This is a genomic window from Pseudomonas sp. 300, from assembly GCF_055803035.1.
The window spans coordinates 665,180-679,810 of the sequence record NZ_JAVLRV010000003.1 but is presented as its reverse complement, the minus strand read 5'-3'; the positions used below and the strand labels follow the sequence as shown (position 1 = coordinate 679,810).

General features: G+C 56.7%; 10 protein-coding genes. 8 read left to right on the top strand and 2 right to left on the bottom strand.

The annotated features are described in order from the left end of the window. Positions 1–2,349: a heavy metal translocating P-type ATPase gene (locus Q7W83_RS28495; RefSeq protein WP_473658328.1), complete on the bottom strand. Its 2,349-nt coding sequence runs from the start codon at positions 2,347–2,349 to the stop codon at positions 1–3. Between the two features lie 361 nt (positions 2,350–2,710). Between Q7W83_RS28495 and Q7W83_RS28490 the strand changes: the two genes are divergently transcribed. The 8 genes from Q7W83_RS28490 to Q7W83_RS28455 all read left to right on the top strand — a co-directional run bounded on the left by Q7W83_RS28490 (position 2,711) and on the right by Q7W83_RS28455 (position 14,048). Then, positions 2,711–3,052, top strand: a complete 342-nt coding sequence (locus Q7W83_RS28490; RefSeq protein ID WP_045058202.1) for a hypothetical protein — start codon at positions 2,711–2,713, stop codon at positions 3,050–3,052. Between the two features lie 99 nt (positions 3,053–3,151). Next, positions 3,152–4,408, top strand: a complete 1,257-nt coding sequence (locus Q7W83_RS28485; RefSeq protein WP_090470168.1) for a TolC family protein — start codon at positions 3,152–3,154, stop codon at positions 4,406–4,408. Then, the gene (locus Q7W83_RS28480) at positions 4,405–5,889 is read left to right on the top strand and encodes an efflux RND transporter periplasmic adaptor subunit (protein WP_045058204.1); all 1,485 of its coding nucleotides are present in this window, start codon (positions 4,405–4,407) and stop codon (positions 5,887–5,889) included. Before Q7W83_RS28485 ends, Q7W83_RS28480 begins: the two co-directional genes overlap by 4 nt. Then, on the top strand, positions 5,886–9,029 hold the full coding sequence (locus tag Q7W83_RS28475) for an efflux RND transporter permease subunit (RefSeq protein ID WP_473658324.1): 3,144 nt from the start codon (positions 5,886–5,888) through the stop codon (positions 9,027–9,029). Before Q7W83_RS28480 ends, Q7W83_RS28475 begins: the two co-directional genes overlap by 4 nt. Positions 9,030–9,384: 355 nt before the next feature. Then, on the top strand, positions 9,385–10,551 hold the full coding sequence (locus tag Q7W83_RS28470) for an SAVED domain-containing protein (protein WP_019821280.1): 1,167 nt from the start codon (positions 9,385–9,387) through the stop codon (positions 10,549–10,551). Then, a complete protein-coding gene (locus Q7W83_RS28465; RefSeq protein ID WP_017341629.1) occupies positions 10,551–11,801 on the top strand; it encodes a nucleotidyltransferase domain-containing protein in 1,251 nt (416 codons plus the stop codon). Before Q7W83_RS28470 ends, Q7W83_RS28465 begins: the two co-directional genes overlap by 1 nt. Then, positions 11,785–13,569 carry a HesA/MoeB/ThiF family protein gene (locus tag Q7W83_RS28460; RefSeq protein ID WP_031319187.1) on the top strand — a complete coding sequence of 595 codons (1,785 nt, stop codon included), beginning with the start codon at positions 11,785–11,787 and terminating at the stop codon, positions 13,567–13,569. Before Q7W83_RS28465 ends, Q7W83_RS28460 begins: the two co-directional genes overlap by 17 nt. Then, on the top strand, positions 13,566–14,048 hold the full coding sequence (locus Q7W83_RS28455; protein WP_017341627.1) for a Mov34/MPN/PAD-1 family protein: 483 nt from the start codon (positions 13,566–13,568) through the stop codon (positions 14,046–14,048). The genes Q7W83_RS28460 and Q7W83_RS28455 overlap by 4 nt, the downstream gene beginning before the upstream one ends. 28 nt (positions 14,049–14,076) lie before the next feature. Here Q7W83_RS28455 and Q7W83_RS28450 read toward each other — a convergent pair whose 3' ends face one another. Further along, positions 14,077–14,625 (bottom strand): 3'-5' exonuclease, encoded by a 549-nt coding sequence (locus tag Q7W83_RS28450; RefSeq protein WP_017341626.1) that lies wholly within the window; start codon positions 14,623–14,625, stop codon positions 14,077–14,079. Positions 14,626–14,631 lie beyond the last annotated feature (6 nt).

The window sequence follows — 14,631 nt, the reverse complement described above, 5'->3', positions numbered from 1 at the left end:
TCACCGACGCAGTAGCCGCAGTCCGTTGAATACGACCAGCAGGCTCGCTCCCATATCGGCGAAAACAGCCATCCACAACGTAGCGTGGCCGGACAATGCAAGCGCCAAAAATACAACTTTGATACCCAAGGCCAGTCCGATGTTTTGCTTCAAAACAGAGGCACATCGACGACTCAGGCTAATAAAATCAGCAATCTTGCGTGGGTCGTCATCCATGATGGCGACATCAGCCGTTTCAAGGGCTGTGGCAGTCCCTGCGGCCCCCATCGCAAAACCAATGTCGGCTTGCGCCAATGCTGGAGCATCGTTCACACCATCGCCCACCATGCCAACAGTACCAAAGCGGCGTTTGAGTTCAGCGACGGCGGCTTGTTTATCCTCCGGCATGAGGTTTCCGCGTGCATCCTGTATGCCGAGCTGAGCGGCGATGGACTTGGCGGTTGCAGGGTTGTCACCCGTGAGCATCACCGGTACGACATTCAACGCTTTCAGAGCAGTTACGGCAGCAAAGCTTTCAGGCCTTACGGTGTCAGCCACAGCAAAAATCGCTACTGGACCGCTGGCCGCGCAGAGCACGATTACAGTTTTTCCTGCGTTTTCCAGTAGCGACAATCGGGCCTCAAGGGCCGGCGAGCATACGCCCAACTCTTCAACCAAGCGGTGGTTACCCAGGTGCCACGATTGACCGTCGATATTGCCTTTGACGCCACGACCGTTGAGTACGCCGAAGTCCTCAACCGGCAGAGTCGCCGCATCCGGTTGCTGTAATTTCCATCCGCTGACCAAGGCCTTCGCCACTGGGTGTGTACTGTGTTCGTCGAGGCTAGCTGCGATCTGCAAAGCCATCTCGATGGGCAGATCACCAAACGGCTCGTTATCGGTCAGTACCGGCTTGCCTTGGGTCAAGGTGCCGGTCTTGTCGAGCGCCACAACCTTAAGTAGTCGGCCGCTTTCAAGGTATGCACCGCCTTTAATCAAAATGCCATGCTTGGCAGCCGCGGCTAGCCCACTGACGACGGTAATTGGCGTTGAAACCACCAAGGCACATGGGCAGGCGATCACTAACAGGACCAGGGCCTGATAAAGCCAATCGCCCCAGGTTCCACCGATCAGTACAGGGCCCAAGACAGCGACCAAGAGGGCAAGAACCACTACAGCCGGGGTGTAATAACGTGCAAACTCATCTACAAATCGCTGAGTAGGGGCTCGTTGAGACTGCGCGTCTTGTATGGCTGCCGCGATACGAGCAAGAGTACTTTCTCCTGCTACGGCCGTCACAGTCGCTTCAACCACGCCGTCGGTAACGATACTGCCAGCGTAAAGTGGGTCCCCGACCTGCTTATCAACAGGTAGGCTTTCGCCGGTAATTGGAGCTTGGTCCAGTGCGGCGCGACCTGAGTCTATGCGGGCATCCAAGGGTACTCGCGAACCCGTGCGAACCCGAATACGACTACCAAGTAATACACTCGCCACCGGATGGTCTTTCCAGCCGCCATCAGTCATGACTTCAGCGGTTTCTGGCGCCAACGCGGTCAGCGACTTGATCGCGTTCCGCGCGCGCTCCAGAGAAAGTGCTTCGATAGCCTCAGCAACGGCGAAAAGGAAAACCACCATCGCGGCTTCGGGCCATTTACCGATGATGAGAGCACCAACGACAGCCAACGACATCAGAAAATAGATGTTCAGAGTGAGGTTCTTAACTGCAATCCAACCCTTTTTGAGGGTGGGCAAACCAGCGCTCAGAATGGAAAGAGCCGCAAGCACCATAACCGGCCAAGAACCTTCTTGTCCGGTTGTCCACGCGATGACTTCAGCGGCGATAGCAGCCAGGCCACTGATGGCCAGCAATCCTTTTAGTTTTGCGCTCAGGGCCGGGGGAACCGCCGATGGCGCGGCACCGGCTTCGATCAGGCTCGGCCCCATGTCCAACGCGACTAATGCGGTGACGATTGGCTGCGGATCATCCAAGCGGTGATGCACGGTCAACTCACGATTCAGGAGGTTGAAGTCGAGCCGAACAATTCCGGCCATCGGCTCCAGTCGGTTGCGGATCAAGCGCTCCTCTGTAGGGCAATCCATTTTATCGATGCGGTAGCGAACTCTACTGGTCCCTTTCGGGGCAGGGCTACTCTTAGTAATCGCAACACCATCAGTAGCTTGCGTGCCATGAGCACAGCACGCATCGGCATGATCGTGAGCATGCTCATGCTCATGGTCGTGACCATGTTCTTTGTGATGCTTGGGTTCAGCAGCATTAACAGACCCATGTTGATGGTCAGATCCGCAACACTCTTCTTTCTTCTGTACGTGAAGACGGAGGACCGGCTTGAGCTTGTTTTCCTGGTTCATGGTGCTTCTACCGCTTGGGATAATTTCACCATTCAACAGCCTGTACCTACTACAGGGTCAAGCGCCCAATGAAGTTATTTGAAGCTGCTTTCGTGTGCGGATAGCTTGGTCCTCCATGGACATCACCTAATCCTCGGAAGGCAGAAGAGGGTTCAAAAACTTGATTTGAGGTCTCCTATTCGCCTATTTTTGGCTGCAATCTGTCCACAAACTCAGGTAAAAGATGAGATGTGGCCAGATAAAAATTGACTCAGATTTATAAACCAGCTCCGGTGTTATCACCTGACTTAGGCCTCTCGGCAGGCCGTTTATGCCCTGCATCCAATTGTAAGGGCCATTTGCACCGTCTACACTCCAGTCCATGAAACGCTATCTGCGGTTTTGCATCGTCTTCATGATTAGCTTGGCGCTTCCCCTCAGCGGGATGGCGGGCGTTCAGGCACCGACAGAACCATGCCCAATGAAGACGATGGGCATGGCGATAATGGACGACATGGGGATGGACTGCTGCAACGATATGAAAAGCCCTTCCGAGCACGGCAAACCTTGTAAGCCGGGCCAGGAATGCAAGACAGGCGGCATGCTGCAAGTCTCGATCCTCAAGCCTCCTGTAACCGTATTCAGCCCCGTAGTGCTTTACTTCTTCAGCGATTCCCTACCCGTACAGACCCCGTCCGGGGTATGGCGACCGCCTCGCGTTTGATTCCTGTCCCACATTGAGCCTCATTCCGCGTTAGCGGGATGGACTAGCTGCGCGCATGTCTTTTGACGCGTGCAGTGGATGATCACAGGAATCGTAAACATGAACTCCAAGTGCTATTGCACAGGCTGGTCCCTCGTGGCCGGTCTGGCGGCAAGCGTACTGGCATTGCCGAGCTTCGCTGCCGCATTGACACTCGATGAAGCGTTGCGGCTGGCCGAAAACAATGCACCGTCGCTGACCGCACAAGACGCCAAAATTCAAGCTGCCAGCAGCGCGGCTATTCCAGCCGGTGAACTACCTGACCCCAGGCTACTGTTGGGTGTGCAGAACTACCCCATTGGCGGTCCGGATCGCTGGAGCATCGATCAGGACTTCATGACCATGCAAGTGGTCGGGGTCAGGCAAGAAATGCCCAACAGCGACAAGCGCAAAGCGCGCATAGAAGTGGCCGATGCGGCCATTGATCGCGCCGCTGCGGAGCGTCGAGTCGAACGTCTGAAAGTACGCCAGTCCACGGCGTTGGCCTGGATCAATAGCTACTCGGTTGAGCGCAAAGATGCGCTGTTCCAGGACTTCTACAAAGAAAACCGCCTGTTGACCGATACCGTCAGGGCCCAGATTGCCGGTGGCCGCGCTCAACCCGCCGATGCGGTGACGCCTAAGCAAGAAGCGGCTCAACTGGCGGAGCAACAGGACGATCTGATTCTCCAGAGAGCGCAGGCCCGAGCAGCCCTCAAACGCTGGATTGGCTCCGCCGCCAACGACAAGCCTGTGGGCAGCTTGCCGCATTGGCCCGTCGATACCTCCGGCTACGCCCATAAACTGCAACACCACCCCGAGTTGGCAGCGTTTGCGCCGATGACCCGCGAAGCGCAAGCCAAGGTTCGTGAAGCCGTGTCGGAGAAGCAGTCGGACTGGAGCTGGGAGCTGGATTATCAGCGTCGCGGCCGTGAGTTTGGCGATATGGTCAGCGTGCAATTTTCCTGGGAGCTGCCGCTGTTTCCTGACTCGCGCCAAAACCCCAAAATCGCAGCCAAACAGGCTGAACTCAGTCAGCTTGAGGCCGAGCGCGAAGCTCTGTCACGCGAGCACACTCAGCAACTAGAGAGCGAACTGGCCGACTATGAGCGCCTGAATCGTGCCGTGCGCCGAAACCAGGAAAGCCTGTTGCCGCTGGCCAAGGAAAAGGTCGAACTCAGCATGGCCAGTTATCGCTCGGGCAAAGGCGATTTAAACGCCGTTGTTGCTGCCCGACGTGAACTCATCGAGGCCCGCCTCAAACAGATCGACGTGGAAGAGCAGCGAGCGCTGACCAGTGCGCGGTTGTATTTTGCTTATGGGGAGTCCAGCCAATGAGCCTTAAAAAAGGGAACGGGGCATTGCTGGTTGGCATCTCGCTGGCCTTAGGTGTTGCCGGTGGTTACTGGTTGGCGCATCAGCGTATGAGTGGACTACCAAATACCACACAAGAGCAGAGCCTCAATTCACCGGGCGAACGCAAAGCACTTTATTGGTACGACCCCATGTACCCGCAACAAAAGTTCGATAAGCCGGGTAAGTCTCCCTTCATGGACATGCAACTGGTCCCGCAGTACACCAGCAGCGCAGGGGACCGAGCGACCGTCAGTATCGATCCAAGTCTGACCCAAAATCTCGGCCTGCGTTTTGCGACAGTCAGCCGTGCGATCTTTGATTCCAGCCTCGACGTGACAGGTGTGTTGGGATTCAACGAACGTGATGTCGCTGTGATTCAGGCGCGCACCCCTGGCTTTGTGGAGCGGGTCTATGCCCATGCTCCCGGCGATGTACTCAAAGCCAACGCGGCGCTGGCGGATGTTCTGGTGCCTGAGTGGGCCGCTGCCCAGACAGAGTTCCTTGCCCTGAAACGCAACGGGGATGCTGCCCTGTTGGATGCGGCCCGACAACGACTGCGGCTCACAGGGATGCCGGCAGCACTGATTACCGATGTAGAGCGTGGCGGTAAGGTTCAGCCCTACCTGACGCTGACCAGCCCCATTGCCGGTGTACTGCAAGAATTGAACGTACGTGCGGGAATGACCGTGGCGACTGGCGATACTCTGGCACGCGTCAATGGCTTGAGCAGTGTCTGGCTAGCCGTGGCCGTTCCAGAATCGGATGCCGGATCAATCACCGTGGGGCAGGCGGTCGAAGCGCGCCTGCCAGCTTTCCCAGGGACAATACTCAACGGCAGGGTCAGCGCGATTTTGCCCGAGACCAATCCGGACAGCCGCACTCTTCGCGTACGTGTCGAGTTACCCAATCCGGACGGACGCCTCAGACCGGGTTTGACAGCGCAGGTACACCTGAATCGTTCGACCGAGCAAAGTGTGTTGTGGGTGCCGAGCGAAGCGGTGATTCGCACGGGCCGACGTGCCTTGGTGATGCTCGCCGCAGACGCCGGCCGCTACCGTCCCGTGGCGGTGCAACTCGGGCAGGAAAGCGATGGCAAGACGGCGATATTGAAAGGTCTGGAAGAAGGCCAGAAAGTGGTTACCTCTGGCCAGTTCCTGCTCGACTCGGAGGCCAGTCTTAAGGGCATCGTTGCAAGCTCGGAGGAAGAGTCACCACCCAGCGCAGCAGCCTCCAGCTTTCATGAAGCGGATGGGCAGATCGTTGAGATCAACGACAAAGAAGTCACGCTCGCCCATGGTCCTTTCAAAACGCTGGGTATGCCTGGCATGACGATGACGTTCCCACTCGCCAACCCGGCGCTGATGCAGGGCTTCAAAACGGGTGACAAGGTTCGGGTTGCGGTGAGTCAGACCGACGATGGCCTGCGTGTTGAGCGCCTGGAAAAATCGGGGAGCCAGCCATGATCGCTGCCCTGATTCGTTGGTCAGTGGCCAACCGATTCCTGGTGCTACTGGCGACGCTGTTTGTCACGGCGTGGGGCATTTGGTCGGTGCAGAGCACGCCCATCGATGCACTGCCAGATCTCTCGGATGTTCAGGTGATCATCCGCACCCCTTTTCCGGGACAAGCGCCGCAGATTGTCGAGAACCAGGTGACCTATCCGTTGGCCACCACCATGCTCTCGGTGCCGGGTGCCAAGACGGTGCGTGGCTATTCCTTCTTCGGTGACAGCTTCGTTTACGTGCTGTTCGAAGACGGCACTGACTTGTACTGGGCGCGCTCGCGGGTGTTGGAGTATCTGAGCCAAATACAAAGTCGGTTGCCGGCCAGCGCCAAGCCGGCGTTGGGACCGGATGCGACGGGGGTGGGCTGGATCTATCAGTACGCACTGGTGGATCGCAGTGGAGGACACGATCTGGCGCAGCTACGCGCACTTCAGGACTGGTTCCTCAAGTTCGAACTCAAGACCCTGCCCAACGTTGCAGAAGTAGCCACCGTGGGTGGCATGGTCAAGCAGTACCAGGTCCAGCTTGATCCGCTCAAACTGGCCAGCCTCGGTATTACTCAGGCTGAGGTGACCGAAGCCATCGGCAAGGCCAACCAGGAAACCGGTGGCGCGGTGCTGGAGATGGCAGAGACCGAGTTCATCGTGCGTGCTTCCGGCTACCTGAAGACGCTCAATGACTTTCGGGCGATCCCGCTCAAGCTGGCTTCGGGAGGAGTGCCAGTAACCCTTGGCGATGTCGCCACGATCCAGTTGGGACCGGAAATGCGGCGTGGCATTACTGAACTCGACGGCGAAGGCGAGACCGTCGGCGGCGTGGTGATTTTGCGCAGCGGCAAGAATGCTCGCGAGACCATTGCCGCGGTCAAGACCAAACTCGACGAACTGAAAAGCAGTCTGCCGGCCGGGGTGGATATCGTCACCACCTACGACCGCAGTAAGCTGATCGACCGCGCCGTGGAAAACCTCAGCCACAAGCTCATCGAAGAGTTCATCGTTGTCGCGTTGGTGTGTGGGATCTTCCTCTGGCACCTGCGCTCATCTCTGGTGGCGATCATTTCGCTGCCGGTGGGGGTGCTGATTGCCTTCATCGTCATGCGCTACCAGGGCATCAACGCCAACATCATGTCCTTGGGCGGGATAGCCATCGCCATCGGCGCCATGGTCGATGCCGCCGTGGTGATGATCGAGAACGCCCACAAGAAGATCGAGGCATGGCACGCGGCCAATCCGGGGGAAGAACTGAAGGGTGAACGTCATTGGCATGTAATGACCGAAGCGGCGGCAGAGGTAGGCCCGGCGCTGTTCTTCTGTTTGTTGATCATCACTCTGTCTTTCATTCCGGTGTTCACCCTGGAAGCTCAGGAAGGACGGCTGTTCGGTCCTTTGGCTTTCACCAAGACCTACGCCATGGCCGCAGCGGCGGGATTGTCAGTGACCTTGGTGCCGGTGCTGATGGGCTACTGGATTCGTGGACGAATTCCCAGTGAACATCAGAACCCGTTGAACCGGTGGTTGATTCGGATCTATCAGCCAGCCCTGGACGCAGTCTTGCGACGACCGAAGATCACGCTGCTGGTCGCGTTGCTGGTTTTTATCAGCGCACTATGGCCAATGTCGCGCTTGGGTGGCGAGTTTCTTCCGCCTTTGGACGAGGGCGACCTGCTCTATATGCCTTCGGCTCTGCCGGGATTGTCGGCGCAGAAAGCGGCGCAACTGCTGCAACAGACCGACCGCCTGATCAAGACCGTGCCGGAGGTCGAACATGTCTTTGGTAAAGCCGGTCGTGCTGAAACTGCCACCGACCCGGCGCCGTTGGAGATGTTCGAAACCACCATCCAGTTCAAGCCACAGGAGCAATGGCGCCCAGGCATGACCCAGGAAAAGTTGGTGGAAGAACTGGATCGAGTGGTACGAGTCCCTGGGCTGACGAATATCTGGATACCACCGATTCGCAACCGTATCGACATGCTGGCTACGGGGATCAAGAGTCCCATCGGAGTGAAAGTTGCCGGCACCAACCTGACGGAGATCGATGCCGCGACTCAGGCGGTCGAGCGAGTGGCCAAGGAGGTACCCGGTGTCAGTTCGGCTCTGGCCGAGCGACTGACCGGTGGTCGCTATATCGATGTAGATATCGACCGCAAAGCCGCTGCTCGTTACGGGCTGAATATCGCCGATGTGCAGTCCATCGTGGCCGGCGCTATCGGCGGTGAAAACGTCGGCGAGACCATTGAAGGGCTCGCACGCTTCCCGATCAACGTGCGTTACCCACGGGAGTGGCGTGATTCGCTCGGTGCCTTGGAGCAATTGCCGATCTATACCCCGCTAGGGAGCCAGATCACCCTCGGCACAGTGGCGAAGGTCAAAGTCACGGACGGTCCGCCGATGCTCAAGAGCGAGAACGCACGACCTTCGGGCTGGGTGTACATCGACGTGCGTGACCGGGACATTGCCTCGGTAGTCGCCGATCTACGCAGGGTGGTCAACGAGCAGGTCAAGTTGCAGCCTGGCATGAGCCTGAGCTACTCGGGACAGTTCGAGTTTCTCGAAAGGGCCAACGCACGACTCAAACTGGTGGTGCCTGCCACGCTGTTGATCATCTTCGTGTTGCTGTACCTGACTTTTGCTCGCTTCGATGAGGCCTTGCTGATCATGGCCACTCTGCCATTCGCACTGACTGGCGGGGCATGGTTCCTCTATCTGTTGGGGTTCAACCTGTCAGTCGCCACCGGGGTCGGCTTTATCGCTTTGGCCGGTGTTTCTGCCGAATTTGGCGTGATCATGCTGCTCTACCTGAAAAATGCCTGGGCCGAGCGTCAAGACCTCGGTGACAACACAGAACGCGGGTTGATGGCCGCGATTCGTGAAGGCGCTGTGCAGCGCGTTCGACCCAAGGCCATGACCGTTGCGGTGGTTATCGCTGGTTTGTTACCAATACTTTTGGGAAGCGGTACCGGCAGCGAGGTGATGAGCCGCATTGCCGCCCCGATGATTGGAGGTATGGTTACGGCGCCCTTGCTATCGCTGTTTGTGATCCCGGCGGCCTATCACCTCATGCGTCGTCGACACTTGTCCGTTGAGCCTGGCAAGCACTGACGCGTAAAAATGCATACAAAAGGGGCTGCGCTTGCAGCCTCGTTTGAGCTGCACAGCCCGTTTTCATCAGTCCTACGCGCGGTATGTATCGAAATTAGCAAGTTTATGTCTTTTGCATATACTCGCTAATTTCGATACATACGCTGTGGTCAGTGCCATTACCCACCAGCACTTGCCAGAAAAACGAACGCTGCGACCACTCCGTTTCGATGAGCCACAAACAGCATCCTGCTTATAGCCGACTCAGCATTCGTCACCCTTAGATCTCTCTTGAAATCGAGGCAAATGACCCTAATATGATCTTATCTTGCCATCATCGTTTTCAATCATGGATGTTTCTCGGGGGTAGGTCGGAATGGCAGAACAAGAAGACGCTAAGCCCGCAAGCGGGCGCTTCAACACAAATGATGAGACGAAGCGGATCGTATGGACACAGACCGCTGGTCATTGTGAACTGTGCGGCACGGATCTGACGTTCGATTATCGTGCCGGCAAGCCAATGAAATGGGGCGAAGTGGCGCATATCCTGCCCGCCAGTCCCAAAGGCCCTCGGGGACGCGCGGATCATGATGCTGAGGCGCACACAAACGATACCGCTAATCTGATGCTTCTGTGCCCAGGTTGTCATGACAAAATTGATCGTGACGCAGATGGGTATCCTGAAAATGATTTGAGTGGTTTACACCAAGCGTACCTGGAACGCATCCGACTCGCCGCAACGACCCCCGATGGTGGCAGAGCCATTCCTCTCATCGTCCAGAGTCAGCATTTTCAGACGATCAACGATATCCCCGTTCGCGATCTGTTGACTGCGATGTCCGCCGAGGGATTAACCGCCTTCGATCAAGGCATCAAAATCGCCTTCGCTGCACCCGGACCACGTGGCAGGGACACTACCTATTGGCAGAACGTCAAAGACAGCGTCCAGTATGAGCTGGAGCAGCAACTCAAGCGTCGCGGCGGCACTTATGGCGATTCGCCCGCGCTAGCAGTAGTCGGCTTGGCCGACATTCCGGCCTTGATGATGTTGGGCCAGAGTATCGGCGACCGTTCCAAACGCTTGATCTTCTCTTTTCACCGCGAGCATCTTTTGCGCTGGCCCGATCAGTCTGCTGAGCCGCCTAGTTTTTTGTTTACGCCTCCACCCAACGGCGATGGCCCACTGGCGTTGGTGCTCTCCATTTCTGCGCAAGTTCCAGTTCGCGACGTGACCGACGCTCTACCCGGTGCACGTATTGCAGAGCTGTCGATCCCAGAACCAAGCTACGCGATGGTACAGAACCGTCGGGTGATTCATGCCTTTCGCGACGCACTTCAAATACGACTGAGCCAGCTTGAGGCTCTGACTCCTGACCCTATCCACGTCTTCGCCGCCATTCCTGCGGCATTGGCCATCGAGTTTGGCGCGTTGCTCACAACACAGCATCAACATACATACCTGATCTTCGATCGGGACAAAGAAAACCAAGATCGGTTTACGCAAACACTGCAATTGGGTCCCGTGGCCCAGGAGGCTATGTAATGCTTTTGAGCAACGAACAGACCAAGCGCAGCAGTTGGGAATATTTTCTGCTTCGCGCCGCGCGGGAAATCTCGCTGTCGGAAGCGCAGTACGAAAAAATCAATGACCGCTACTCCCAACTGGAAAAAATCCTCTCGGCTTCCGACAACCCGCTGCTCGCTGAAGCCCATATTTTCGTTCAAGGCTCGATGCGGCTGAAAACGACCATCAAGCCAATCCCCGGCGCGCCTGCGGATCTTGACACCATTGATGCGGACGCAATTATTTGGCTTCCTCACGCTCAGGGCGCTGGTGCAAAGGAAGTTCTAGAAGCGATTGAGCAGCGTTTTAGGGAAGGCTCCCGCGTTCAAGAAGAAGTTAAGCAATTACGTCGTGGCATCCGGATCGTTTATGCCGACGAAAATCCAGGTTTCCACATCGATGTCACGCCTGCCCGCGCGATCAACGGAAATGGCGAAGCAAACGGCGAAGGTAAGCTGGAGGTTCCGGATCGGGTCACAGGGTGGAAAGCAAGCAGCCCTATCCCTTACTCGAATTGGTTACAGGTTGCTTCTGCCCAGGAAATCTCTCTGGAAAGCTTGGTAGTTGCCAAAAGCCAGCGGATGCTCGATGCCGCGACACAAGATCCATTGCCGCATTATCAGGATTACATCGATCAAGATCCCCTGCGTGCGACCATAAAGCTGCTCAAGCGGCATCGCGATGAATGGGCCATCAACACAAGGAGCTCTGATACTCGCCCCATATCTGCGGTCATCACCACCCTGGCCACTCACGCATACCTGGATGTCGTGAGGGAATCGCAGTCCAAGCCTTTGGCTCCGCTCGATGCAATTTTGGAAATCGTCCGCAGAATGCCGCAGCACATCGCGCATAGAGGTAACGATTGCTTTGTCTGCAACCCTGCCGATAACGGCGAAAACTTTGCAGAGAAGTGGAATCGACCGGGCGAGGGGCAAGGCTATCGCCAAGCATTTGCCAAATGGCATGCGGACGCCAGTGCATCTGTTTCATTGGGTTTGGAAAGTTTTGAATCCAACGATTCCTTTGCCGAGGCAGTGAAAAAGAATTTCGGTATTGCACCGGCATTCATTACGGCAGTGAACAATGAGATCCCTGCGAACTGGACGATGCCCGGCCGACCGGATGGCACTACTCGAAACTCTGCTTCGATGGGTTCGCTCTTCGGAGGGGCCAGCGGTGGCGGAACCTCTCAGTCGAGCGTAAAGCCAGTTGGACGCCTTGGCTGATCCTATTAAGACGCCATTGCAGCGCGGAATCGCCGCACTGCGAAACACCCTAGGTCAGGATGCTGCCGATGCATTGCTCCAGCCCGCACCCACGCGGGCTGACGAAGCGGCGTGCTTTCACTTCCCCTTGCCCACCGATTACACGGGGCAGGAGCGCCGACTGCGTATAGGTTTCCCCTCCAACTTTCCCCGTGGACTCTTGCGGCTGAACGTCGAACCCTCTCCATGGCTGGTTTGGCCGCATGCCACCAAGTCGGGGCTTTGCCTTCATGGCTTTCAGGAGCGCCCCATTATGGGCTCCCCGGAGGTCGTGGTAGAGGACAGCCTTGCTCGCTTGGCCCAGATCGTTTCGTTGTCCAAGATGGGATCAAACCAGGCAACGCGCGATATCGAATTTCAGAATGAGATCACTACCTACTGGTCTTTTCAGCACGGTCAGTCATTCCAGAACCTCTTACTGTTGGATCGCCCTCAGGCCGCCTCGCAGTTGTTTGCTCTCAGCGATCCGCGCCGGGTTATGCCATCCGGTCAGGAAACGGTTTGGTTAGCATCGAACGTAGCTGCACTCAAAGGGCATTACCGACGGGTTGTCGGGCGCTCCGCTGTCATTCGCGCGGCCGAAACTCCCGGTTTTTACGTCAAGCTTCAGACTTATCCGGATATCCGCACCCCGGATCCGGAAGATTTATTGCTGTGGCTCACGCCACACCTTCAACCAGACGATGCCGAGCAATTGCTGGCATGGTTTGAGCTGCATGGAACGTTGGCGAGTCGATGGATTGTTCTGGAGCTTCCAGGAGGGGCAGATGCTCCAACATATTGCCTCAATGTGCGCTCGCTCGGCGTACAGCAGGAGCGGGGGGCAAAGTTTGGCTTGCGTACAGCGCGCCGTCGGCCAGCTATCGCAAATGCACATCCTCCGGCGCTCGTCCGAGCAACTGCCCTGGACGTGCTTGATCGAGCGTCCATTCTGTCCCGCGATATAAGCGGTACTGCACAGCACCTTGAAAATGCTCGAGTCGTTTGTGTTGGCGTTGGCTCGTTAGGCAGTGCGGTGGCAATACAATTGGCACGATCCGGTGTCGGCCACCTTACCCTCATCGATCCTGACACTTTGGTGTCAGCCAATCTGGGGAGGCACGTTCTGGGAGCGGATAGCCTAGGTAGACTGAAAGCCTCCGCGTTGAGGGACAAGATTCTGTTAGATCTTCCGACGACAGAATGCACCGCTTATGCGACTTTTGCCGAAGTGGTGATGAGCAGCAAACCAGAAGTGTTTGATAACGCAGATCTGGTGGTGATCACGACAGCAGACTGGCAGTCGGAGGTCACTGTATGGCGAGCCAAATCAAGCGGCGCTCCTTGGGGGCTTTTACAAGCCTGGAGCGAACCGTATACCCAGGTAGGCCATGCGCTATTCGCACCAGCCGGCACCTTTGATGGCCGTCAGTTGTTCACGGACGTCGGCGATTTTCTGCATAGATTTACAGAGTGGCCGGGAGGCGGTGTTGTTCCACTGCCCGCGTGTGGCGAGAGCTTTATCCCAGGCGGCTCGCTGGGAATGACCAATATCGCCTCTATGGTGTCGCACACGGCCTTACGCGCATTGACCGGCAACATCGCCACTGCATCTTGGGTCAGCAGTATCTACAGGCCTGAAGATGTTCTGAGCCTAGGAGGCCAATACCATGGTCCCAAACTGCCAGAGGGAGCGCAGCAAATCTTACTCGAGCGCGGATGGCCGGAAGATAAGGACGAAACGGTATGACGGATATCGCATGGCGCTGGCGATGGCCGGAGGTGAATTCCGAGCTATTGGTGTCCCAAGCTGTCGCGGACATCTTGGATAGTCATCGGCAGGGCCTTTTTGGCGTGGAGCGAGGGGGACAGTTATTTGTCAACCCGGTTGATCCGAAAGGGTTGCTGCTGGCCTTGGCCACGTTGCCTCATCGCGCCGATCGGTCAGGCTGGTCTTGGCTAGAGTTGGATGCGGAGCGGTGCCGTCAGGAAATCCAGGCTGCCAACGAACAAGGGTTACGTCTGGTGGGCTATTGGCATACGCATCCCCAATCCGTTCCGGTGATCTCTCCGGCAGACATCGGAAGTTTCTCCAAATTTGCTGCACGTTACACGCAGGATCTGCCGCACCCAATAGCCGTTATTGTCGGCAAGTCCGAAAAACCAGAAGGTATCAAGGCGTGGTCGTTCAGGGACGGCAGATATGTTGAGGCAACCTGTATCAGATGAGCTTCGAGTCAGTGCGGTGGAAGGTAGGTCAGCGTTTACCTTTACCCGCTAGCATTAGTGCGAAGAGCTCTGCCTGAAAGCGGGCATCATCCAATGCGTTATGGTTCGGTTCGCTGAGTGGCTTCAGCGCAGCGGTCATTTTGGATGATTTTGTTTCCTGCCAGCTGCAACCTACAGCGCCCATAAAGTAGGCCTTCATGTCGATAGCGGTAAAACCAAAGGGGTTGGTTTCCAGGTATTTGTGGAAGTAGTAATTGACGAATGACCAGTCAAACGGTGCATTGAGTCCTACGAAAATGACCTTTTGCCCCGGTTGGCAGGACGATTTCAGCCATTGATCAAATGTCAGCATCGCCTGTTGCGGAGCGAGGCCCTCGCGCTCCAGCTTCTCCAGACTCAGCCCCGATACTGCCAGTGCTTCCGGGTCGTGTTTTGGACTGTCAGGTCGTAGTTCAAGATAGATGGACGTTACAGGTTGGGCTACAAGACAAGCTCCAATGGAAAGCAGACTGTATTCGCCTGGTATAGGCCCAGAAGTCTCGACGTCGACGGAAACATAAAGCTCATCAGGGTGCATGTCATA

Excerpts from the sequence above, each read along its gene's own strand:
- Q7W83_RS28480 (WP_045058204.1), top strand. The coding sequence starts at position 4,405 with ATGAGCCTTAAAAAAGGGAACGGGGCATTGCTGGTTGGCATCTCGCTG.
- Q7W83_RS28455 (WP_017341627.1), top strand. The coding sequence starts at position 13,566 with ATGACGGATATCGCATGGCGCTGGCGATGGCCGGAGGTGAATTCCGAG.
- Q7W83_RS28465 (WP_017341629.1), top strand. The coding sequence starts at position 10,551 with ATGCTTTTGAGCAACGAACAGACCAAGCGCAGCAGTTGGGAATATTTT.
- Q7W83_RS28475 (WP_473658324.1), top strand. The coding sequence starts at position 5,886 with ATGATCGCTGCCCTGATTCGTTGGTCAGTGGCCAACCGATTCCTGGTG.
- Q7W83_RS28450 (WP_017341626.1), bottom strand. The coding sequence starts at position 14,625 with ATGCACCCTGATGAGCTTTATGTTTCCGTCGACGTCGAGACTTCTGGG.
- Q7W83_RS28495 (WP_473658328.1), bottom strand. The coding sequence starts at position 2,349 with ATGAACCAGGAAAACAAGCTCAAGCCGGTCCTCCGTCTTCACGTACAG.
- Q7W83_RS28485 (WP_090470168.1), top strand. The coding sequence starts at position 3,152 with ATGAACTCCAAGTGCTATTGCACAGGCTGGTCCCTCGTGGCCGGTCTG.
- Q7W83_RS28470 (WP_019821280.1), top strand. The coding sequence starts at position 9,385 with ATGGCAGAACAAGAAGACGCTAAGCCCGCAAGCGGGCGCTTCAACACA.
- Q7W83_RS28490 (WP_045058202.1), top strand. The coding sequence starts at position 2,711 with ATGAAACGCTATCTGCGGTTTTGCATCGTCTTCATGATTAGCTTGGCG.